This is a genomic window from Streptomyces sp. NPDC001153, assembly GCF_053598315.1.
Genome location: NZ_JBSFJZ010000067.1, coordinates 19,677 through 40,117 on the forward strand (window position 1 = coordinate 19,677; position 20,441 = coordinate 40,117).

The window sequence follows — 20,441 nt, forward strand, 5'->3', positions numbered from 1 at the left end:
GCAGACTTGGAGACGACCATGCACACCACCGGCACCCCCACCGCCCGCCCCGCCGTCCTGCTCGTCGAGAGCCGCCGGGCCACCTTCACCGACCACGTCCTCGCCCGCGACGACGTCGACGTCGTCCTGCTGCGCTTCGACACCGTCCAGCTGACCGAGGACTACATCGCCCGTACCGCGCACGTGCCGACGTTCACCCTGGACACCTCCGCGTCCCTGCAGGACGAGGCCGCCCGCTACCTGCGCTGGATGAAGGGCACCAAGGGGCTGCCCCGGCCCACCCACTTCTGCAACCCCAACGAGGCGCTGCAGGCCACCGCCCAGCGCTTCGCCGCCCTGGTGGACCTGCCGCACCTGAGCGAGGAACAGGTGGGCTGGGTGCGCAACAAGATGACGATGAAGGACCGGTACGCCGAACTCGGCATCCCGCACGCCGCCTACCGCCCCGTGCACGCCCTGGAGGACGTCGTCGCGTTCGGCGACGAACACGGCTGGCCGGTGATCCTCAAGCCCGTCGACTCCGACTCCTGCATCGGCACCTACCGCCTCGACTCCCCGCAGGACCTCGCGGACGTACCACCGCTCGACCCGGGCCTCGACTGGATGGCCGAGGAGTACATCCGGGGCCGGGAGTTCCAGCTGTGCGCGGTCGTCGCCCGCGGGGTGGTCCTGGACGCCTACCTGTCGAAGAACCCGGTGCCGATCCTGGAGGTCCTGGACGGCAAGATCAACGCCAACATCACCTACGCGCCCGGCGAGGAGATCCCGGTCGACGCCCGCGCGCTGGCGCAGCGGCTCACCGACGGCCTCGGCATTCCCTACGGCTACCTGCACGGCGAGTTCTTCCTCACCGACGACGGCGAGTTCGTGATGAGCGAGGTCGCGGCCCGGCTCAGCGGCTGCGAGGTGCCGATGAACCACGGCCTCGCCTACGGCTTCGACTTCCTGCACGTCATCCTCGACACCTACGTCGACCGGGTGCCGGTGCCCGAGTACACCCTCGACCGTGCCGTCGGCGACCTGCTGCTGCCGACCGCACCCGGCCGCGTCGTCCACATCACCTCCGAGGAGGAACTGCTGCGGCTGCCCGGCGTGATCGGCGCCCGGCTGACCGCCGCGCCGGGCGACGTCCTCGACCCGCCGCGCGCCTCGCACGCCTCCACCGGCTATGTGCACGTCGAGGGTGCCACCGCCGACGAGGTGGAGGAGCGGATGCACGCCGTGCTGCGCCACTTCGAGCTGAAGGTGGACGAGTCGTGAACGCCCCGGCGGCAGGGCCGCTGTTCGTCCCGTACGGCGCACTCGACGACTACGCCGGGGCCGTGGCGGCGGGCGCGGCCGGCGACGGTCCGCTGCCGGTGTGGACCGGCGGCCGTACCGACCTGCTGGACGGCATCGCGCTCGCCGAACAGGTCTACGCCGGCCGGCGCAGCCCCGAAGCCGCGGACACCGGCGTCCTGTTCGGCGCCGACGAGCTGCCCGGGGCGCTGCGCGCCCTGCTCACCCCTCTGGCCCGCCACTGGGTGACCGACCCGGCGGCGCTGCCCGAGGACGGCTCCGTGCTGCTCGCCGGCACCTACGGCCACCTGCGTGGCGACGAGCTGCAACCGCTCGTCGAGGCCGCGTACCGCTCGTCGAGGCCGCTGTTCCTGCTGACCGGCCGGGACGTGCACAGCCTCAGCTGGGTGGTGGCCAAGCAGTACGCCCGGGCCGCCCCGGGCGCCGCGGTGGGCGTCGTCTCCGAGCTGGACGCGGCGGCACCGGTGCCGGGCGCGGACGTGTGGTGCGGCGCGGAGGACGTGCGCCGCGTCGACGTCAAGGAGCTGGCGCTGGGCCGGGTGTGGCGCCGGGTGCTGTTCCACGGCAACGGCAAGGACGACCAGCTGAACCTGGGCCTGTTCACCCTGTGCGGGGCGAGCCCGGTCCCGGCCCTGCCCGGCGCCCCCGGCCCCAAGTGCGCCTACGGCCTGGGCTGCACCAAGCCCATGGACAAGCTGATCCCGGCCCGCGCGATCCGGACGGCCGAACTGGTCCTGGCCAACTGCTTCAGCGGCGCCCTCGCCGGGCACGCCATGTACGACCCGAAGTACCTGATCCTGCTGAACGCCCTGGACGGCCCGGCGCAGACGGTGGTGGCCACCCTCACCGCCTGCGACGGCCAGCGCCCGGAGAACCTGGCCTGGCTCGCGGACGGCACCGTCGAAGCGGTCAACGAGCGTCTGCGGGACATCAATCCGTACCCGGCGTTCGTACAGGCGGGCCTGCGGTCCTCCGGGGCGGAGCCCGGACCGGACGCGGACGCGACACCGGAGCCGACCGCGGAACCGCTGCCCCTGCACACCCTCGGCGCCCGGCTGTCCGGCCTGCTGGACAGCGGTCTGCTCGGCCCGGACCATCCGCTGCGGCCCCGGCTGCGGGCACTGTCGGACACCCTGCTGCACGACGTGGTGCGTACGGTGGTGAAGTCGCCGGAGGCCGAGGAGGCGCTCGCCGCCGTCGCCAGGGAGACCACCTCCCTGGACCTGGCCCTCGCCCAGCGCTTCGCCAGGCACCACGACGACCCGGTCCTGCAGTTCCCCACCTACTTCGGCGAACGCAGCGTGGCCGAGGAGCCCGCCGCCCTGGACACCCCGTGCGCCTGCGGCCGCCCGCTCGTCGCCTACCGGCGGCGCGGCCGGGTGCCGGTGGTCACCGACACGGTGCAGGTGGTCTGCCCGCGCTGCGGCGATGTCGCCAACTCCCTCGCCGATTCAGCCGAGTTGACGGTGAAGGCGGCGGAGCGGGTGACGGCCGGCGGTACCCTCCACGTGGTGGTCGAGGCCGAGGCGCGCCGCGCCGGGACGGTGAACCTGGGCATCGTGCTGCCGGTGTACCTCGACGCGAAGGTCGGCCCGGTGCTGCGCCGGGTGCGGGCGGAGCGGGCCGGCGAGCGGGTGCACGCCGAGTTCACGATCACACCGTCCCGCGAGGCGACCCCGCAGGCCTACTACTTCTGCCCGTACGCCGTACAGGACCTGGGCATCTCCGTGTCCCGGGTGCACTTCACGCTGCATCCGGAGGAAGGACGACGATGACGCAGACGGCGGCCGGGGACCCGGCTCGGGGCAGTTCGTGGGCGCCGCTCGCGCACCGCCCCTTCCGGCGGCTGGCGGCCGGCCGGCTCCTGGTGTACTTCGCCAACGCCATGGCTCCGGTGGCCCTCGCCTTCGCCGTCCTGGACACGACCGGGTCCACCACGGACCTGGGCCTGGTGGTCGGCGCGCGCTCGCTCGCCAACGTGGCGCTGCTGCTGATCGGCGGGGTGGTCGCCGACCGGGTGCGGCGCACGCTGGTGCTCCAGGGCTCGGCGCTGGCCGCCGCCGGTGTCCAGGCCGCGATCGCCGCGAGCGTACTGCTGCACGCGGCGTCGATCCCGCTGCTGGTTGTGCTGAGTGCCGTCAACGGGGCCCTCGCCGCACTGTCCCTGCCCGCGTCCGCCGCGCTCACCCCGCAGACGGTGCCCACCGGGCTGATCCGGCCGGCCAACGCCGTGATGCGGATGGGCACCAACCTCGGCGCGATCGCCGGTTCCTCGCTGGCCGGCGTGGTGGCCGCGGTGTTCGGACCCGGCTGGGGGCTCGCGGGCAACGCGGTGGCGTTCTGCGGCGCGGCTCTGTGCTTCCTCGGCGTGAACGCCACGCCCGCGAAGGAGACCGGAGCCGCCGGCCCGACGCGCCCCCTGCAGGAACTGCGCGAAGGCTGGCGGGAGTTCACCTCGCGCGCGTGGGTGTGGATCGTGGTCCTGCAGTTCATGGTGGTCAACGCGGTGGTCGCGGGCGGCGTGCAGGTGCTCGGCCCGGTCGTCGCCGACGACACCTTCGGCCGCGGGGCGTGGGGCACCGTGCTGGCCGCGCAGATGGCGGGTGCCGTGGCCGGCGGAATCCTCGCGGCCCGCTCCCGCATCCGGCGTGCCCTGCTGCTCGGCGTCGCCCTGGTTGCGGTCGAGGCGGTCCCGCTGGTCGTGCTGGCCGAGGCACCGGGCGCCCTGCTGCTGACGGTCGCGATGTTCGCCAACGGGCTGGCCCTGGAACAGTTCGGGGTCGCCTGGGACGTCTCCCTGCAGGAGAACATCCCCGCCGACCGGCTGGCCCGCGTCTACGCCTACGACGCGCTCGGCTCCTTCGTGGCCCTGCCCCTGGGCGAGATGGCCGCGGGGCCCCTGGCGGGCCACCTCGGCATCCACACCACCCTGCTGGCCGGTGCGACGCTGGTGGCCCTGGTGACGGCGGCGGCACTGTGCAGCCGCCAGGTGAGGTCGTTGACGACGGGTCCGGCACCGACCCTCCCGACGTCACCGGCACCGGAGCCGGCAACCCGCTGACCGCCCCGCCGGACAGCACGGGGCCGCCTGCGAGCGCCCCCGCCCCGAAACCCGCGACCACCCCCACCGGACCCTCACCGACCGGCCCGGCCCCGCAAGCAGCGGCCCGCAGCCCAGCAGCCCGGACCACGGCCCATCCGCCGACCACCAGGCCACAGGCATCCGCCGGCCCACCACCAAACCCCGGACCCACAGCCTCCCCGGACACCGCGCGCCGAACGTTCCGCGCACCCGGCGAGTGGCAAGCACCACTGAGCGCCGACCCCGCCGACCGGTCCGGCCCCACGAGCAGCGGTCCACTGCCGAGCGGCTCAGACCAGGGCCTGTCCGCCGACCGCCGGACCACCGGCATCCGCCGGCCGAGCACCGGACCACGGGTCTCACGGCCTCGCCGTGCGCCGGCGAACGGCGGATCACACCGCCGTCGAGCCGCGTTCCGTGGCCGACTGGGCCAGGGACTCCGCGAGGATGCGCCAGATCTGCGCGGCCAGGTCGATGTTGGCATCGGCCTGGGCCTGCTCGGCGAGGGCCCGCAGGCCCTGGATACCGCGGTCGTCACCGGAGCGGATGAGCAGCTGGTGGCGCAGGATGTCCATCTGTACCCGCTCCCGGTAGGTCATCCGGGGCTCCGCCAGGGCGAGTTCGCCGAGCAGGACGCGGGCGTCGTCGTACCGGGCGGTGACGAAGGCGAGGTCGGCCTTGAGCGCGGTCAGCTGCTGGCGCAGTCCCGGTGTGCCGACGAACGCGAGCGCCGACTCGGCGGCCGTGAGGCACCGCTCGGCGGCCTCGGGGTCCGGCGGCAGCTTCTCCAGGTGCAGCCGGCCGGCCGTGAGCCTGAGCCTGAGCCACAGCACCAGGTCCTCCCCGCTGGCGAACTTTTCCAGCGCCTCCTCCAGGTAGCCCTGGGCCGCGGCGTGGTCGCCCTGCCGGACACGCACCGCCGCCGCGGTCCACATGGCCTCCGCCCACAGCGCGTCCGACCGGCCCGCGACCAGCTCGACCAGCTCGTCGACGTGGGCTCGCGCGTCCGGCGTCCGGCCGGCCTCGCCCTCCACCGAGACCAGGGCCAGCAGCACCGCGGCACGGTCCTCCACGTCCAGATGGTCCTCGCGGGCGAGATGGTGGGCGGTCATCGCGGCGTCGATGGCCTCGTTGATGTCACCGAGCGAACGCAGGCAGCGGGCGAGCCGGGTCAGCCCGCGCACCCGCAGCGCGGTCAGCCCGACCGCGTCGCCGAGCTGCACCAGCTCCTCCAGGTACTCCCGTTCGCCGGCGTGGTCGCCCTGGAGCCGCCGCTGCCGGGCCAGTTGCCACAGCGCCTGCCAGCGCAGCACCGGCGCCTCGTGTCCCTCGGCGGCCAGGGCCTCGCGGAGCGTCTCCAGCGCCGCGCCGGAGCCGGTGGAGGCGACCAGCGACAGCGCGTTGGCGAGCGAACCGCCCGCGGGCTCCTCGAAGTCCGCCACCTCCAGGCCGAGCCGTTCGGCGAGGTAGGCGACGGCCCGCTCGGTGGGCTGGCGGGCGCCGGACTCCAGCCGGGAGAGATATCCCGTGGACATGCCGTCTCCCGCGAGCGCTGTCTGGGACAGCCCGCGGGCCTGGCGCAGTTTCCTCAGACGGCTGCCGAACGCGGGCTGTTGCAGCATGTGACCATTCCCTGGGGACGAACGAGTGGGTGGCCGTGGGGCGGGACGGGCGAGCCACCGAAAGCCGCAACGAGCGTAGGGGGACGGGCAACAGCCGGGCAATGTTTTGCCAGGCGCCGTGCCCTGGGCCTCGTGCGAACCTCACGAGGCTCTCATGCGTTCCTCGAGCGGGTCTTTACCGGATACGGGCAGCATCTCAAGCGTCAGCGGCGGTGCCTGCGCACCAGCCCGTCCTCTGTCACGGGAGCTGTTCCCGTCCGTGTCCACGGGAGTCGTACATGAAGCAGTCGGTTCCTGCCCGCCATGCTGCCCGCGAGGGCCGCACCGGCCGACCGGGACCGACGCGCGGTGCGCCCTCCGACGACGACATCGACTGGCCGTAGAGGTGATCATGATGCATACCCCGACCCGGCACCACCCCCGCCCGGTCGCCCTCGTGCCGGTCCCCGCCCCCGCCCAGTCCCCCGTACAGGCCCTCGATGCCTCGGACACCCTCCTCATGGCCTCGCTCGCCTCGGCGGTCTCGCCGGCCGGGGCCGCATCGGCGACCTGGGCCGCCGTACGCGCCTTCACCCGCCACCGCACGACCGTGAACGGCCGCGCCACGCACAGCGCCTGAGTCCCGGCCGGCGTAGGGTGCGCGCCCGAATCCTGCGCACCCGATCTCACGTTCCCGGCACCACCGATTCCGCCCCGGCCGCAGGCCCGGCCCGTCAGTCACAGGCCGGTGACGCGCTCGCCTCCTGCAGGGCCCTCGCCAGGCCCCGGGGCCCGTCGGGGTCGTCGCAGGTGCCGCCGACCACCACCAGGGGCGGGCGCACCCCGGGCCCGGTGACGTGTCGCGCCAGTTCGCACGCGAGGGCGCCGGCGCCGGAGTATCCGCCGAGGACCAGCCGGCCGCGCGAGCGGGCGAGCCTGCCCAGGGCACCAGCCGTGGCGGTGTCCCCGCCGCTGACGAGCCGGAGCGCGGTCAGCGCCTCCGGCCCGCGGTAGTGCCGTACCAGCTCCCAGTGGCCCGTGCGCGGTGCGCCCGGCACGTCGACGAGGCACACGGTCGCCGCGGCGGGCGCCGACGCGCCGCGCAGCGACACCAGTGGCGCCCCGTCCCGGGCGAGGGAGCCCTCCGGCACGGGGGGTGTCGTGTCGTCCGGCAGCCAGGCCAGCGTGTCGCCGACGGTGGTGGTCCCGGTCGCGGCGCCGGGGAGCAGGCGCAGCAGCCGGACGGTGTGCGCCAGCAGCGTGCGGGCGGTTCCACCGTCGACGAGGTCACGGTCGTACACACAGGTGACCACGAGAGCGCGTCGCGTGTCGTGGCCGGCGCGCAGCCGCAGGGCGTACCCGGCGGGCGATCCGGCGGTCTCCTGCTCCTCGAGGCGGATTCCGTGCGCGGCGAGCGCGTCGCCGTACGTCTCCTCGGGGCGCGGACCGCAGTCGAAGGCGAGCAGGCCGCCGGCCCGGGACGCGGTGCCGCGGCCGGTGCCGGGGTCCAGTGCCCCGTCCGCGACCCATTCGTACGCGGCCATGTCCATGGCCCGGTCGCGCAGTTCGCGCAGCAGCCCGGGCAGGGCGAGCGCCGCGTCGACGGCGACCGTGACGGGCAGCGCGTTCTCGAAGGGGCCGGGCACGCCCTCGATGCCCTCCAGGAGCAGTCCGCGCCCCGGGAAGTCCAGGCCGAAGCCGACGACGGCGGGCCCGGGGGCGGCGCCGGACGCGCGGTACTGCAGCATCGCCCACACCGCCTGGAGCACGCTGCTCTCCGCGACGCCCCAGCGGGCCGCCCACCGGGCCAGGTCCGTGCTCTCGGCCGGGGACAGCGCGCTGCGGTGCACGCCGGTGCCACCGCTGCCGGCGGGACCGGCGGCGGTGGGGCGGGCGGGCACCGGAGCGGTCGTCCGGTGGGCGGGTCCGAGGGCCCTGTGGGCCGCGTGCCGGCGCCAGAAGTCGCCGGCCGGTGCGAGGTCCTGGGCGCCGAGCCAGCGGGCGCAGTCGCCCAGGTCGGGACGGCGTTCGCCACCGGGCAGCACGCCGTCGGCGAGGTAGGCGCGACAGCACTCGCGCATCAGCAGCCGGACGCTCCAGCTGTCGAGCAGGGCACGGTGATAGGTGACGAGCACGTCGGTGAAGGGCGCCGCCGCGTCCGCGGGGCCGCTGTCCAGCAGCGCCACCCGCAGCGGCCCGGGGCGGCGCAGGTCGAAGGCGCGGGCGCGTTCGCGGGCGAGCAGCGCGGCGCGCCGGATCACCGTGCCGTGCCGGTGGCGTACGACGTCCAGGGGGCCTCGGTCGAAGACCACGGCGCGCGGCCGGGGGTCCCACAGGAAGCCGGTGCGCAGCACACTCTCGCGCTCGCCGACGGCCTGCCAGGCCGCCTCGAAACGACCGGTGTCGAGGGGGCCGTACCAGCGCCAGACGATCTGCTCGACCTGCTGGTCGGGGCGGGCCAGGGCGTCGGCGAGCCGCTGTTGCTGCAGGGCGGTGACCGGCTCGGTGCGCGGCAGCGTCCCGCAGGACCGGTCCCCCGCGCCCCCGGGGGACCCGGCCCCTGCCCCGCCGTCGAGGACGGAGTCGGGGGCGGCGGTGAGCAGGTCGGCGAGCAGACCGACGGGATAGGGCGCCGACGCACCGGCCTCGCCGGGGAGTACGACGGTGTGCAGGTCGGGGCCGTGCCGCAGCAGCCGGGGCCCCGCCTGCCGGGTGTCCGGGCGGCTCTCGGCTATGCGGTGCAGGGCCCGGTGGAAGCAGGCGGCGTCCAGTGGCCCGTGCAGTCGGAGGGCGCCGTGAGCGCCCCGCTCGGGGTCGATCACCGCGCACACGCCGGTGGTCCGGCCGTCGTTCATCGCCTCCCCCTCGTGGACAACCGGTACGCAGCGGGACGTCCGCCGCCCGCGGCTCAGCCGGCGGGCCGGCGGAACGGCTTGGCGGATCCGCCGCGGGGACGGGACACCCGGCGGCGGATCCAGGCGGCGGGGGAGGTCAGCTGGCGCGCCTGCGGCGATGCTCCGGACCGCGCGGCGCGCCCCGGCGGCCCCTGTCCGCCGCACGCCGACGTCCTGGGCATCCGGCGGGCGTACGGCTTCGTCTCCGGCGGCGGTATGTGCCGGCCGATGTGGTGCTCTTCCATGGCCGTCCCCTCACACTCAGCCTCCCCACGCTAGCTCCGGCGCGTCCCGTCCGTCCGTTTTCTCCAGCGGCCCGCGAACCGTCCCCGACCTGCGCTCGTCCGTGCGGGACGTCCTCGCGGTGTCCGGGCCACCGTTCCGGCCACCAGCCCGTTCCCCGACGTCGCCCGGGCGGCCCTCAGCCGCCCAGCAATTCCGGACGCTCCCGCCGTACCCCACCCGCCGGGAGCGTGCCGTCGAGCTCCTCGTGGTCCGGGGCGCAGCGCAGCACACGCTCGAACCCACCAGCGCGCAGGGCTCGTTCGACGCGGCGGACGCCATGCTCGTACGGCCCGCGAACCGTCCCCGACCTGCGCTCGTCCGTGCGGGACGTCCTCGCGGTGTCCGGGCCACCGTGCCGGCCACCAGCCCGTTCCCCGACGTCGCCCGGGCGGCCCTCAGCCGCCCAGCAATTCCGGACGCTCCCGCCGTACCCCACCCGCCGGGAGCGTGCCGTCGAGCTCCTCGTGGTCCGGGGCGCAGCGCAGCACACGCTCGAACCCACCAGCACGCAGGGCTCGTTCGGCGCGGCTTGGGCCGTGCTCGTGCAGCCGGCGACCCGACACGAGCAGCCGTACCGCCTCGTCGGGGCCGAGCACGCCCGCCGCGCACGCCGCGGCGCAGGCGCCCGCGCCCTCACCGGCGACCGCTGCGATCCGCGGCACGTCCCGCTCCCGCCACAGCCGGAACAGCGCCAGCTGGTAGGCGAACAGCGCGGTCCGGCGGTACTCGACGCGGTGCAGCAGGCGGGCGTCGACGCCGTCCTGGGGGGCGAACACGACGGCGGCCAGCGGCAGCGGCAGTCGCCGGTCCGCCACCCGGCACATCGCGTCGAACTCGGCGCGGAACTCGGGAAACGCCCCGTACAGGGTCCGCGCCGCGGCTGGCTCGACCCCCGGTCCGGAGGTGAACAGCACGGCCGTGTCACCGTCCGCGTCGACCACGACGGGCCGGCCCCTCAGGGCGCAACGGCCCGCTCCACTATTACGCCGTAATAGCCCGGCCCAGCCGGACGCCCTCCTCACCGGCTGTCCCCCTCTCGTGCGGCGGTAGGGGCCGACGGTGACGTCCGCCGCTCGAGAATCGACCGGGACACCCTCGAACTCCCGTGGGTCGCACGGGAGTTGCGGTCCGGTTCAGCTCACCGCCGCCCCGGGCACCAGCATGTCGTGGCACTGGGCGACCCGCCCCGCGGAGTCGAAGCGGAGTTCGGCGACCAGCGACCAGGCCTCGCGCCCGGCGCGCGCGGTCGCCCGCAGCACGACGACGTCACCCTCGGCGAGGACGCTCTCGACCGTCAGCCCGAACCCGTCGGGCAGCACCGGCCCGCCCGGGCCGGCGGGATCCGCCCAGTGCCGGGTGAGCCGGTTGGCCTCGCCCCGGTTGCCCGCCGCGACCAGTTCGAGGACGAGTTCCTTGTTGCGCTCCCGCAGACAGCGGGCGGTGAGGAGTTCGTGCAGCACCCCGCTGAGGGGCTCGGTCAACGTGGGCGCCATGACGAGAGGTCCTTCCTCATGGTTCGTCACTCCGTACAGCCGTCCCTCACACCATGGCCGCCGCGACTGGAGAGGTGATGGAGAGCCGGTGAAACTCGGTGAGGTCCAAGGAAATCGCTTCACCTTTCCGCACGTTCTGTGAAGCAGCCGGCGGCGCATTCCGAAAACCTTCAGCCAATTACCCCCGCCTTTCGGGAATTGCTTTCGGCCGGATTCGTTCGGCCGGCCCCCGGCGCTGGGGGCGCAGTGGTGAAACGCGCAGCACACCCCTACGTCAGGGCGTTCGCGCACCACCTTGTAGGGGGGTACGGACCGTTGCCAGGCCCGACCGCACGCACGAGGATTGATTTCGATGCTCACCGCCCTGGCGCCCCGGACGGCATTTCGTTTTCCGGTGTACGTCGCCGCGTGTGAATCCGACGACCTGGTAAGCCGTGGGCCGCTCGCGGGCTGGAGGTACGTGTGCGAGTTCAACCGATGCCCGGACTGAGCGTCAGCGTCGACGCGCAGGGGCGCCTGGACATCGTGCCGGAGCCGTCGGCACCGGCACGCGCGGTGCGCTGCGGCCCCGTCGGCACGGCGATGTGGCTCGCCCTGCGCCGGCACAGCGGCGATGTGCCCGCGGCGGCTCTCATGCTGGCGTCGCTGTGGGGCACCGAACCGGCCAACACCCTTGCGGATCTGGATCTGTGGGTCGACGAACTGCGCGACGCCGGTCTGGTGCGCACCGAGCTCTGACCCGGCATGTGCGGCGTTCCGCCACCGCTCCACCACACCTGTAGGGGGTGTGGTCAGGCTGGTCCAGGTTAGGGGTGGACCAACCGAGACGGGGCGACTATGACGTTGGTCGGAAGGACCACGGCGATACGGACCTTGACGGATTCCTTCACGGACTGTGCCGAGGGGCTCTCCCGCACCGTCCTGGTGGAGGGACCCACGGGCTGCGGCAAGAGCACGCTCGTGCACCTGCTGGTCGAACAGGCCGCGGCCGCGGGGGCCGTGGTGCTGTGCGCGACGGGCTTCCCGGCCGAGCGCACGTCCGCGTGGGGCGTGGTGCGCCAGCTGCTGGCCGGCCGGCTCGGGCCGGCCCTGTGGGAGAACACGGCGGACGGGGCACCCCGCACCGAGGACCTGCAGGCACTGTGTGCCGAGCTGCGCGAGATGAGCGAGGGCAGCCCGCTGGTGCTGTGCGTGGACGACGTCCACCACGCCGACGACGCGTCCCTCGCCTTCGTCCAGTACCTCGCCCGCTACGCACGGCCCGCCCGCATCCTGCTGGTGGTGGCAGCCACGGTCCATCACGAGGCCGGTGACCCGGCGTTCACGACCGAGTTGATGCGCCAGCCGACGTTCCGCCGCATCCGGCTGGAGCGGCTCGGGCCGGCCGAGGTGAGCACGCTGGCCGAACGCGCGGGCTGCCGCGAACACGCCTCACCGCTGTACGAGACCAGCGGCGGCAACCCCCTGCTGCTGCGTGCGCTCCTGGACGAGCACGCGCTCACGGCCCCCGCGGGCCCCGCCGCCGTCCGCGCCGAAGCCGCCGCACCGGCGCAGCGCGGGACCTGGCAGCCGGCACCGGCCGGCGTTCGCCGCAGCCCCGGCGGCCGGGCCGGTGCCGCGACGAACGGCTGCGCGGCCGGCCCGGTCCCGGACGTCGACGGCCCCTTCGTCCAGGCCGTCCACGCCTGTCTGCACCGCGCGGGCGCCACCGCGGCGACGGTCGCCCAGGCCGCCGCGCTGCTGGGCGAGTCCGCCACGCCGGAGCGGATCGCGGAGCTGGCCGGCATCGCGCCGCCCGCCGTACGACAGGGCCTGGCCGCCCTGCACGGCGCGGGTCTGCTGAACGACGCCGGCTCCGCGCACCCCGCCGTGTGCGACGCGATCCTCGGCGCCCATGACCCCGCCACGCTGGCCGCCCTCCACCGCCGGGCGGCCCTGCTGCTGCACCACCAGGGCCGTCCGGCGGTGGAGGCGGCCGGGCACCTGCTGTCCGCCGCCGCCCTGGCCGGTACGGTCCGGTCGGCCACCGCCGAGGAGACGGAGCTGCTGTGCGACGCGGCCGAGAGCCGGCTCGCCGAGGACGACGGCCGTGGCGCGCTCGCCCTGCTGGAGGCGGCCCACCGGCTGTGCGCCGACGACCTGCGGCGCGACGGTGTGGCGATCCGGCTCGCCCAGGTCACCTGGCGTTTCGACCCGGCCGCCGCCGAGCGGCTGGTCACCGGCCCGCTCGCCGCGCTGCGCGAGGGCCGCCTCGACGGCGAAGGCGCCCAGCCGCTGTCCCAGTTGCTGCTGCTGCAGGGGCGGCTCACCGACGCGGCGCGCCTGCTCGGCGACGGCGAGCCCGAGGGCGAGGAACCGGGCGCCTCGCCGCTGGACGTGGTGATCGACTCCGGTTGCGCCGCCGAACGCCTGCTGCGCTCCGCCGGCCCGGCGGAGGCGACGATGACACCCATCGTGCAGGCACTGCGTTCGCTGCTGCTGTCCGACCATCCCGAGCGGGCCGTCCCCTGGAGCCGCACCCTGCTGGAGGACGCGGAACGGCGTGACGCGCCCGGCTGGGCCGCGGTGTTCGCCACGCTGCACGCACAGGCGCTGCTGCGCATCGGCGACCTGGCCGAGGCCCGCGCCTACGCGAGCCGGGCCTTGTCGGCGCTGCCGGAGCGCAGCGGCGGCGCCCTGCCGTACGCGGCGACGGCGGTGCTGATCCGCGCCCACAGTGCCATGGGCCACTACACCGAGGCGTCCCGGCTGTGTGACCGTCCGGTGCCGGCGGCCCTGCTGGACAGCCTGGACGGGCTCGCCTTCCTGCACGCCCGCGGCCTGCACCACCTGACGGGCAACCAGCCGCAGGCCGCGCTCACCGACTTCCTCACCATCGGCCGGATCATGCAGGCCCAGGGCATCGACCGGCCCGCGTGCCTGCCGTGGCGCACCGACGCCGCCCAGGCACTGCTGCGTCTGGGCAAGTCCCAGCAGGCCGAGCGGCTGGTGCTGCAGCAGCTGGCGCTGCCGGACGCCCGCCGGCCGTGGGTCCGGGGGGTCTCGCTGCACCAGCGGGCGCTGACCAACGGTTCGGCACGGCAGCGCGTCTCGCTGCTGGAGCAGGCGGTGAACGAACTGCACCGGTCGGGGGACCGGCTGGCCACCGCCCGCGCGATGGCCGACCTCGGCCGGGCCCGGCAGTCGGAGGCGGGCGCGCCGGCGAAGGGGACGGCGACGATCAGGGCGGCGTGGAACCTGGCGAAGGAGTGCGGCGCGACCGCGCTGTGCAAGGAGATCCTGCCCGACGCGCCGCTCAGCGAGCCCGCGCCGGACCATGCCGAGCGACCGGGGCCGGAACGTCTGGAGAGCAGGCTGAGCAGTTCCGAGCAGCGGGTGGCGACGCTCGCGGCACAGGGCCTGACCAACCGGGAGATCTCCGCGAAGCTCTACCTCACCGTCAGCACGGTCGAGCAGCACCTGACGAAGGTGTACCGCAAGCTCCAGATCAGCGGACGCGGCGATCTGCCGTTCGACCTGTCCCCCGACGGCCCGCCCACCACGGCCGGGCAACTGGTTAGGGGTGACTGACGGGTTCCCCCTGCCGACACGACCGTATTGGCTCAGAACCCGGACGCCGTACGCGGTGCGACGTACGACCACGGCTTTCCATCGACGAACCGACGACACACAAAGGGTGAGGTCAGCAATGGCTTGGGACAACAAGTTCGAGGAACTCCTGCGCGACTACCTGCCGTTCCTCGACGCGGACGAACCGCTGGAGCCCGACACGGACCTGAGGGTCTCGGGTCTGGACTCGCTGGGCGCGGTGGAGCTGCTGGGCTCGCTGGAGAGCGCCTACGACGTCCGCTTCGTGGACGAGGCCCTCTCCCTGGACACCTTCGCCACGCCGGCGGTCCTGTGGGAGACGGTGACCCGGTTGCAGGCTGCCGCCTGAGTCCGGTACGGGACACGCCGAAGCCGCCGTCCCCGGATGGCGGTTCGGCGGCTCGGCGGTGCGATGCGTCGGTGGGGCGGTGGACGGTGCGGCGGCGGATGCGGCATGGCGCCGGCCGTGGGCCGGGCGGTGCCGCCCGTCACGCCGCGAACAGGTCGAACGTCGAGGTACGGCGCGGTCCGGCCAGCACGTCCAGCAACGGATCGACGGCCAGCATGGCCTGGTGCATGCGCTGGAGCTGCGGCGAGGGTTCCACCCCGAGTTCGTCGATGAGCCGCATGCGCAGTCTGCGGTAGACCTCCAGCGCGGTGGCCTGCCGGCCCGACCGGTACATCGCCAGCATGACCTGCGAGTGCAGGCCCTCGTGGTGCGGATGGCGGGCGGTCAGCTCGGTCAGCTCCGCGATCAGCTCCGCATGGCGGCCGAGCCGGAGATCGGCGTCGATGCGCCGCTCCACGGTCACCAGCCGGCTCTCCTGGAGCCGCATCACCTCGATGTCGAGGACCGGCCCGAGTTTCACGTCGACCAGCGGTGCGCCGGTCCACAGGTCGAGCGCCGCACGGAACTGCGCCGCGGACACCTCGTTGTCCCCCGCCTCGAACGCGGCCTGTCCCTGCCGGACCAGGTCCTCGTACTGGTGGACGTCGACACAGGTCTTGTCGATCTGCAGCAGATATCCACCGTGCCGGGTGGCCAGAATGTCCTTGGCTCCGTTCGGGGAGCCCGGGCCCATGGCCGTACCGAGCCGCCTGCGCAGTTGGAGTATGTAGGTCTGCAGGGTCGTCAGCGCGCTCGCCGGAGGTTCGGTTCCCCAGAGCTCCTCCATGAGTGTGGGAATGGGCATGACCCGCCCGGGATAGAGTGCCAGCAGCGACAGAATCTGTCGCGGCTTACCGGCCGTCGGAACGATTGATCCCCCGTTGACCTCGGCACTCAACGGACCCAGAACCTGAATCTGCATCGGTGGCCTCCCCACCTCGTCGAGTTCCTTGTCCAGTTCCTTTTGGTGGCCAGAATTCTCCGCCACTACGCACGCTAGCCGTGTCCGTGCCCCCCGAGCGATTTCCTGTAGCGGTCCTCTAGCAGCGCTCCAAGTGGGGTGTTGCGCAGCGCCGATAAAGTCCTCAAGAACACATGTACCCATGCTGGAAATGAACTGGTGATTCCGGTGCGGAATTCCGTACGACGGATAACCTCGCCCTGTATACGGTCTTTTCCCGCCCGCCGACGTGAACGGAGACCCGCGGTGCGCCTCTACCTCTTTCCGCACGCGGGCGGCTCAGGGCTGATGTACCAGAACTGGCCCGCCCGTTTCCCGGCCGGCTGGCGGGTGACGGCTCGGGACGCACCCGGCCACGGCACGCTGATGGGGCAGCCGCCGCTGAGCGACGGTGACTCCCTGGTGGCTCACCACCTCGACCGGCTGATCCCCGAACTGGACGCCTCCCGCGCCCCGTTCGCGCTGTTCGGCCACAGCATGGGCGCGCTGGTGGCGTACGAGGTCGCCCGCAGGCTGACGGCGCGGGGCCGCCCTCCGGTGTGGCTGGGCCTGTCGGCCTGCGGTGCGCCCCGCCCGGACGGCCCGCCCGTGCGCGTACCCGCCCGGGAGCTGTCCGACGAGGAGCTGCGGGTCCGGGTCGCCCGGCTGGGCGGCACCCCGCCGAAGGTGCTGAACCACCCTGGTTTGTGGCGGTACTTCGCGCCGGTCATCCGCGCCGACCTGCAGCTGGTGGAGAGCTGGCGTCAGGCGCCCGCCGGCGAACCGCTGCCGGTGCCGGTGTCCCTGTTCGGCGGCGCCGAGGACGCGGTCGTGGGCCTGGCCGCGCTGGAACGCTGGAGCGGGCAGTGTGCCCGGCTGCTGGCGACGCACGTCTTCCCGGGCGGCCACTTCTACTTCCAGGACGACCTCGACGCCGTGATCCGCGCGATGACCTACGACGTGACCGAGGCCCTGCGACTGTCGTCCGCGCCCGTGGCCGGCCGCTGAGCCGCCGGGTCCCGCCCGCGGACTCCGGCCGCCCGCCCGGAGCGCACCACACCGGCGACGGGACCTAGCCATGCGTCGCGCCCACGGGCTCGGGCAGGGCGATGGTGTGCGGCGTGGCCCGGGCCCAGGGGAACCCGTGGTGCAACTCGAGCCGCGGGGCGCCGTGTTCGTCCGCCGGTACGGCGACGGCGGCCAGCACGTCCGGCACCGGCTCCAGCTCCAGGAACCGCCAGCGCCCGGCCAGGTCGTCGGCGGGCGGCCGGAAGGCGAGCACGCCCCGGTCGTCGGCCAGGGTGAAGCAGAACTCGTCGAAGGGCAGTCCGAGGCCCAGTCCGCGGGCCTTGGCGTACGCCTCCTTCAGGGTCCACAGCCTGAGCACCCGCCGGTCCCACTCCCGTCCCCGGGGCGCGCCGGCCACCCACCGCTGTTCCTCGGGGGTGAAGGTGGTCAGGATGGTCTCCAGAGCCTGCGCGTCCCGCCCGAGGCCCTCGACGTCGACTCCGATGCGGTGCCTGCGGACGATTCCGAGCAGGCTGTAGCCCCCCGCATGGGAGAGGTTGAAGTCCAGGTGGTCGCCGCCGCGCGGCAGGCCGCCGGGCAGCGGCTGCAGGAAGGGCCGCCCGCGCGAGGACCGCCAGATGACCAGTTCGGCCTCGGCGAGGCCGGCCTCCAGCGCCAGCGCCCGGCGGACCAGGGCGTGGGCGACCAGGTACTGCCGGCGGTCGCGTTCGAAGAGGAACCGGGCCGCGGTCTTGTGTTCGCGCTCGTCGAGCCAGTGCGCTGCCAGGACTCCGGCGACGGCCGGCGGGAGGGCGTCGTTGGGGCACAGCCACAGCTTCACCGGGGCCGCCGTCTCCTTGAGCGGTGCGGGCCCGGCGCCGGGGAGCTCCGGTGCGGTGATGGTCATGGTGTCGTCTCGTCCGTGCTCGGTTCGCCGTCCCACGGCGGACGACGCGACATCGCGGATCGGGGGCCGCCGGTGCGAAGGCGGGCGGAGACCTGTCGGTGGTCCACGGTTCGGGTCCCGTTCAGGAGGAGCGGTCCGCCAGGAGCCGGGCGGCCTCGTCGACGCCGATCCGGTCGCCGCGCACCGCGTCGAGCAGCGCGACCACCTCGTCCTGGGACCTCGGGGGCCGCTGCGCGGCCGTGGTGACCGGCGCCCGCACCGGCTCCGGGCCGGCCGGTGCGGCACTGCCGGCGCCCGGTGCCGCCGGGGTCACCGTGCCCCGGGTGCGGGAGGCGACGTAGGAGGCCATGGCGGCGAGGCTGGGATGCTCGTGGACGGTGACGGGGCGTTCGGTCAGGCCGTAGGCGCGGTTGACGCCGGCGACGAAGTCGGCAGCCAGGACGGAGTCGATGCCCAGCTCGGCGAAGGCGGCACCGCCGTCGATCTCCCAGGGGGCGCAGTGCAGGATCCGCGCCAGCTGCTCGCGCAGCACCTGGAGCACCGCGGCGGAGGCACCGGGGTCCTGGACGGCGGGGCTCTCGTCGGCTCCGCCGCGGACGGCTGCCACATGGCGGGCGAGCAGGGCGGGCGTGGGGTGCTCGTAGAGCGCCGCGGCGGCGATCCGGACGCCGAAGTGCCGGTTGACCGCCGTGACGAACTCGACGGTGAGCAGCGAGTCCAGGCCGAGCACGGGGAAGGGCTGTTCGGGGTCGACGCGGTCGGGGTCGACGTGGACGACGCCGGCCAGCACGGCCGTGAGCTCGACCAGGATGTCTCCGGGGACACCGGATGGTGCCGTCGGCTCACTGGTCATGGTGGATGCCTCCAAGGATCGGCCCCCTCGCCGGAGGGTCAGTGGGTCGGTGCCAGGGGTCCGGCGTGCGGAACGTGCGCGGCTCGGGGAGCCTGGGCGGGCCCCGCCGGGGTCGGCGTGGTCTCGGTCGCGGCCATCAGGATCGAGTGCTGGAGCCGGCGCAGCCGCGGTGACGGTTCCAGGCCCAGGTCGCGGCCGAGGGTCGTGCGCAGCTGCTGGTAGACGGCGAGCGCCTCGCCGCGGCGCCCGGAGCGGTGCAGCGCGAGCATGAACTGGGCGTGCAGGTTCTCGTGGGTGCGGTAACGGCTCGTCAGTACCGTGAGCTCGGCGAGGACTTCGCGATGCCTGCCGAGCCGCAGGTCCGCCTCGATGCGCTGGTCGAGTGCGCACAGCCGGCTCTCGTCGAGACGCTTGGCCTCCATGGCGAGCTGGGCCCCGGTCTGCACGTCCGCGAAGGCGGATCCCGACCACAGTTCCAGCGCGGTGGCGAGAGTGCGTGAGGCACCCGCGAAGTCACCGGCGTCCATGGCCCGGTAGCCCAGTCCGGCCAGCCGTTCGAAATCGCGGACGTCACTGGTGCCGCCGCCGGAGGAGAGCAGATATCCGCCCGGCAGGGTGAGCAGCACGTCCTTCGCCGTACGGCGTTCGGGTCGGTCGGCGGGTTGCTCCGCGGTGTCGCGGGCCAGTGCCGCCGCGATGAGTTCGCGCAGTTGCAGCACGTAGGTCTGCAAGGTGGTGCGCGCGCTGCGCGGTGGCCGGCCCGACCACAGCTCCTCGATGAGCGAGGCGACCGGCACCACCCGGTCCGCGTTCAGCGCCAGCAGCGCCAGGACCTGGCGTGGCTTCGGCGCCGTCGGGGCCACGGACACCCCGTTCTCCCTCACATCCAGTGCGCCCAGTACTTCGATGTCCACGCCGTCTCCCCTGGTCCACGTGCACTGCTGGCACTACACGATTTAAAAACAGCGCACACGGTATGTCAATATCAAACCGTCCGTTCTGTTTTTAACAACCTTCAAGTGGCAGTGCAGCAGCCCTCGAAGACCCCCAACCACCTGCGAAGTTCCTCAGAACTCAGCTCGGCTGACGGGTCGTTACGGCCCCACCTCGGACCGGCGCACGCCCCCACCGACGGGGACGCTCCCTCTCACACCTCCGAGGAACAGACCGTCCATCACCATTGGACCACAGCAAACAGACCATCGGGTTTTGTCTGTTGGCCTACTGCGGGGGGTTGCCGTGCTTGCGGGAGGGCAGCTCGGCATGCTTCTGGTGCAGCATGGCCAGCGAGCGGATGAGCACCTCGCGGGTCTCGGCGGGGTCGATGACGTCGTCCACGAGGCCGCGCTCGGCCGCGTAGTACGGGTGCATCAGCTCGGCCTTGTACTCCTTGACCATCTTCTGGCGCATGGCCTCGGGGTCCTCCGCGCCGGCGATCTGGCGGCGGAAGATGACGTTCGCGGCGCCCTCCGCGCCCATCACGGCGATCTCGTTGGTCGGCCAGGCGTAGGTGAGGTCGGCGCCGATCGACTGGGAGTCCATGACGATGTAGGCACCTCCGTACGCCTTGCGCAGGATCAGCGAGATCCGCGGCACGGTCGCGTTGCAGTAGGCGTACAGCAACTTCGCGCCGTGGCGGATGATTCCGCCGTGCTCCTGGTCGACACCGGGCAGGAAGCCGGGCACGTCCAGCAGCGTCAGGATCGGGATGTTGAAGGCGTCACACATCTGCACGAAGCGCGCCGCCTTCTCACTGGCCTCGATGTCCAGGACACCGGCCAGCGTCTGCGGCTGGTTGGCGACGATGCCGACCGCGTGCCCGTCCAGGCGGGCCAGCGCGCAGATGATGTTCCGCGCCCAGCGCTCGTGGACCTCGAGGTACTCGCCGTCGTCGACGATCTCCTCGATGACCCGGGTCATGTCGTACGGGCGGTTGCCGTCGAGCGGCACCAGGTCGAGCAGGGCCTCACCGCGCCGGTCGGCGGGGTCGGAGGAGACCACGCGCGGGGGGTTCTCGCGGTTGTTCTGCGGCAGGAGCGACAGCAGGTACCGCACCTCGGCGATGCAGGTCTCCTCGTCGTCGTACGCGAAGTGGCAGACGCC

The 20,441-nt window shown here is 73.7% G+C and carries 18 protein-coding genes; 8 read left to right on the plus strand and 10 right to left on the minus strand.

Annotated elements, in window-relative coordinates; genetic code table 11:
- The first annotated feature begins 18 nt into the window (after positions 1-18).
- Genes ACWDEN_RS43725 through ACWDEN_RS43735 form a run of 3 tightly spaced genes read left to right on the plus strand, consistent with a single transcriptional unit; the run spans position 19 to position 4,360 of the window.
- Positions 19-1,260 carry an ATP-grasp domain-containing protein gene (locus ACWDEN_RS43725; protein ID WP_351612234.1) on the plus strand — a complete coding sequence of 414 codons (1,242 nt, stop codon included), beginning with the start codon at positions 19-21 and terminating at the stop codon, positions 1,258-1,260.
- Positions 1,257-3,074 carry a hypothetical protein gene (locus ACWDEN_RS43730; protein WP_351612231.1) on the plus strand — a complete coding sequence of 606 codons (1,818 nt, stop codon included), beginning with the start codon at positions 1,257-1,259 and terminating at the stop codon, positions 3,072-3,074. Before ACWDEN_RS43725 ends, ACWDEN_RS43730 begins: the two co-directional genes overlap by 4 nt.
- A complete protein-coding gene (locus ACWDEN_RS43735) occupies positions 3,071-4,360 on the plus strand; it encodes an MFS transporter (RefSeq protein WP_351612229.1) in 1,290 nt (429 codons plus the stop codon). Before ACWDEN_RS43730 ends, ACWDEN_RS43735 begins: the two co-directional genes overlap by 4 nt.
- 413 nt (positions 4,361-4,773) lie before the next feature.
- On the opposite strand, the gene ACWDEN_RS43740 is transcribed toward ACWDEN_RS43735, so the two are convergent.
- Positions 4,774-6,003 (minus strand): helix-turn-helix domain-containing protein, encoded by a 1,230-nt coding sequence (locus ACWDEN_RS43740; protein WP_450863557.1) that lies wholly within the window; start codon positions 6,001-6,003, stop codon positions 4,774-4,776.
- Between the two features lie 391 nt (positions 6,004-6,394).
- Here ACWDEN_RS43740 and ACWDEN_RS43745 point away from each other — a divergent pair, with 391 nt between their 5' ends.
- Positions 6,395-6,622 carry a hypothetical protein gene (locus tag ACWDEN_RS43745; RefSeq protein ID WP_450863559.1) on the plus strand — a complete coding sequence of 76 codons (228 nt, stop codon included), beginning with the start codon at positions 6,395-6,397 and terminating at the stop codon, positions 6,620-6,622.
- Positions 6,623-6,716: 94 nt separating this feature from the next.
- Here ACWDEN_RS43745 and ACWDEN_RS43750 read toward each other — a convergent pair whose 3' ends face one another.
- The 4 genes from ACWDEN_RS43750 to ACWDEN_RS43765 all read right to left on the minus strand — a co-directional run bounded on the left by ACWDEN_RS43750 (position 6,717) and on the right by ACWDEN_RS43765 (position 10,654).
- On the minus strand, positions 6,717-8,837 hold the full coding sequence (locus ACWDEN_RS43750; protein WP_450863561.1) for a condensation domain-containing protein: 2,121 nt from the start codon (positions 8,835-8,837) through the stop codon (positions 6,717-6,719).
- 53 nt (positions 8,838-8,890) lie between these two features.
- On the minus strand, positions 8,891-9,121 hold the full coding sequence (locus ACWDEN_RS43755) for a hypothetical protein (protein WP_351612219.1): 231 nt from the start codon (positions 9,119-9,121) through the stop codon (positions 8,891-8,893).
- Between the two features lie 435 nt (positions 9,122-9,556).
- Positions 9,557-10,102, minus strand: coding sequence for an acyltransferase domain-containing protein (locus ACWDEN_RS43760; protein WP_450863563.1), 546 nt, complete (start codon positions 10,100-10,102; stop codon positions 9,557-9,559).
- Between the two features lie 192 nt (positions 10,103-10,294).
- Positions 10,295-10,654 carry a hypothetical protein gene (locus ACWDEN_RS43765; protein WP_351612214.1) on the minus strand — a complete coding sequence of 120 codons (360 nt, stop codon included), beginning with the start codon at positions 10,652-10,654 and terminating at the stop codon, positions 10,295-10,297.
- Between the two features lie 462 nt (positions 10,655-11,116).
- On the opposite strand from ACWDEN_RS43765, the gene ACWDEN_RS43770 reads away from it, so the two are divergent.
- The 3 genes from ACWDEN_RS43770 to ACWDEN_RS43780 all read left to right on the plus strand — a co-directional run bounded on the left by ACWDEN_RS43770 (position 11,117) and on the right by ACWDEN_RS43780 (position 14,591).
- Complete coding sequence (locus tag ACWDEN_RS43770) at positions 11,117-11,392, plus strand: PqqD family protein (RefSeq protein WP_351612211.1); 276 nt, start codon at positions 11,117-11,119, stop codon at positions 11,390-11,392.
- Positions 11,393-11,491: 99 nt separating this feature from the next.
- Positions 11,492-14,224 carry an AAA family ATPase gene (locus ACWDEN_RS43775; protein WP_450863565.1) on the plus strand — a complete coding sequence of 911 codons (2,733 nt, stop codon included), beginning with the start codon at positions 11,492-11,494 and terminating at the stop codon, positions 14,222-14,224.
- Between the two features lie 118 nt (positions 14,225-14,342).
- Positions 14,343-14,591, plus strand: a complete 249-nt coding sequence (locus tag ACWDEN_RS43780; protein WP_450863567.1) for a phosphopantetheine-binding protein — start codon at positions 14,343-14,345, stop codon at positions 14,589-14,591.
- A gap of 139 nt (positions 14,592-14,730) precedes the next feature.
- Here the strand turns inward: ACWDEN_RS43780 and ACWDEN_RS43785 are convergent, their stop codons facing one another.
- A complete protein-coding gene (locus ACWDEN_RS43785) occupies positions 14,731-15,552 on the minus strand; it encodes an AfsR/SARP family transcriptional regulator (RefSeq protein ID WP_450863568.1) in 822 nt (273 codons plus the stop codon).
- Positions 15,553-15,837: 285 nt separating this feature from the next.
- On the opposite strand from ACWDEN_RS43785, the gene ACWDEN_RS43790 reads away from it, so the two are divergent.
- The gene (locus tag ACWDEN_RS43790) at positions 15,838-16,578 is read left to right on the plus strand and encodes a thioesterase II family protein (RefSeq protein WP_450863570.1); all 741 of its coding nucleotides are present in this window, start codon (positions 15,838-15,840) and stop codon (positions 16,576-16,578) included.
- Between the two features lie 64 nt (positions 16,579-16,642).
- Here the strand turns inward: ACWDEN_RS43790 and ACWDEN_RS43795 are convergent, their stop codons facing one another.
- The 4 genes from ACWDEN_RS43795 to ACWDEN_RS43810 all read right to left on the minus strand — a co-directional run.
- Positions 16,643-17,485 (minus strand): 4'-phosphopantetheinyl transferase family protein, encoded by an 843-nt coding sequence (locus ACWDEN_RS43795; protein ID WP_351614206.1) that lies wholly within the window; start codon positions 17,483-17,485, stop codon positions 16,643-16,645.
- A 121-nt stretch (positions 17,486-17,606) separates the two neighbouring features.
- Positions 17,607-18,338, minus strand: a complete 732-nt coding sequence (locus tag ACWDEN_RS43800; protein ID WP_450863572.1) for a phosphopantetheine-binding protein — start codon at positions 18,336-18,338, stop codon at positions 17,607-17,609.
- Positions 18,339-18,376: 38 nt separating this feature from the next.
- The gene (locus ACWDEN_RS43805; protein WP_450863574.1) at positions 18,377-19,252 is read right to left on the minus strand and encodes an AfsR/SARP family transcriptional regulator; all 876 of its coding nucleotides are present in this window, start codon (positions 19,250-19,252) and stop codon (positions 18,377-18,379) included.
- Positions 19,253-19,559: 307 nt separating this feature from the next.
- A partial coding sequence (locus ACWDEN_RS43810; protein WP_450863576.1) for an acyl-CoA carboxylase subunit beta occupies positions 19,560-20,441 on the minus strand: 882 nt, incomplete at its 5' end.

Bases quoted from the DNA above. Each gene is read 5' to 3' on its own strand.
- ACWDEN_RS43725 (WP_351612234.1), top strand. From the start codon at position 19: ATGCACACCACCGGCACCCCCACCGCCCGCCCCGCCGTCCTGCTCGTC.
- ACWDEN_RS43735 (WP_351612229.1), top strand. From the start codon at position 3,071: ATGACGCAGACGGCGGCCGGGGACCCGGCTCGGGGCAGTTCGTGGGCG.
- ACWDEN_RS43740 (WP_450863557.1), bottom strand. From the start codon at position 6,003: ATGCTGCAACAGCCCGCGTTCGGCAGCCGTCTGAGGAAACTGCGCCAG.
- ACWDEN_RS43745 (WP_450863559.1), top strand. From the start codon at position 6,395: ATGATGCATACCCCGACCCGGCACCACCCCCGCCCGGTCGCCCTCGTG.
- ACWDEN_RS43750 (WP_450863561.1), bottom strand. From the start codon at position 8,837: ATGAACGACGGCCGGACCACCGGCGTGTGCGCGGTGATCGACCCCGAG.
- ACWDEN_RS43755 (WP_351612219.1), bottom strand. From the start codon at position 9,121: ATGGAAGAGCACCACATCGGCCGGCACATACCGCCGCCGGAGACGAAG.
- ACWDEN_RS43765 (WP_351612214.1), bottom strand. From the start codon at position 10,654: ATGGCGCCCACGTTGACCGAGCCCCTCAGCGGGGTGCTGCACGAACTC.
- ACWDEN_RS43775 (WP_450863565.1), top strand. From the start codon at position 11,492: ATGACGTTGGTCGGAAGGACCACGGCGATACGGACCTTGACGGATTCC.
- ACWDEN_RS43780 (WP_450863567.1), top strand. From the start codon at position 14,343: ATGGCTTGGGACAACAAGTTCGAGGAACTCCTGCGCGACTACCTGCCG.
- ACWDEN_RS43785 (WP_450863568.1), bottom strand. From the start codon at position 15,552: ATGCAGATTCAGGTTCTGGGTCCGTTGAGTGCCGAGGTCAACGGGGGA.
- ACWDEN_RS43795 (WP_351614206.1), bottom strand. From the start codon at position 17,485: ATGACCATCACCGCACCGGAGCTCCCCGGCGCCGGGCCCGCACCGCTC.
- ACWDEN_RS43800 (WP_450863572.1), bottom strand. From the start codon at position 18,338: ATGACCAGTGAGCCGACGGCACCATCCGGTGTCCCCGGAGACATCCTG.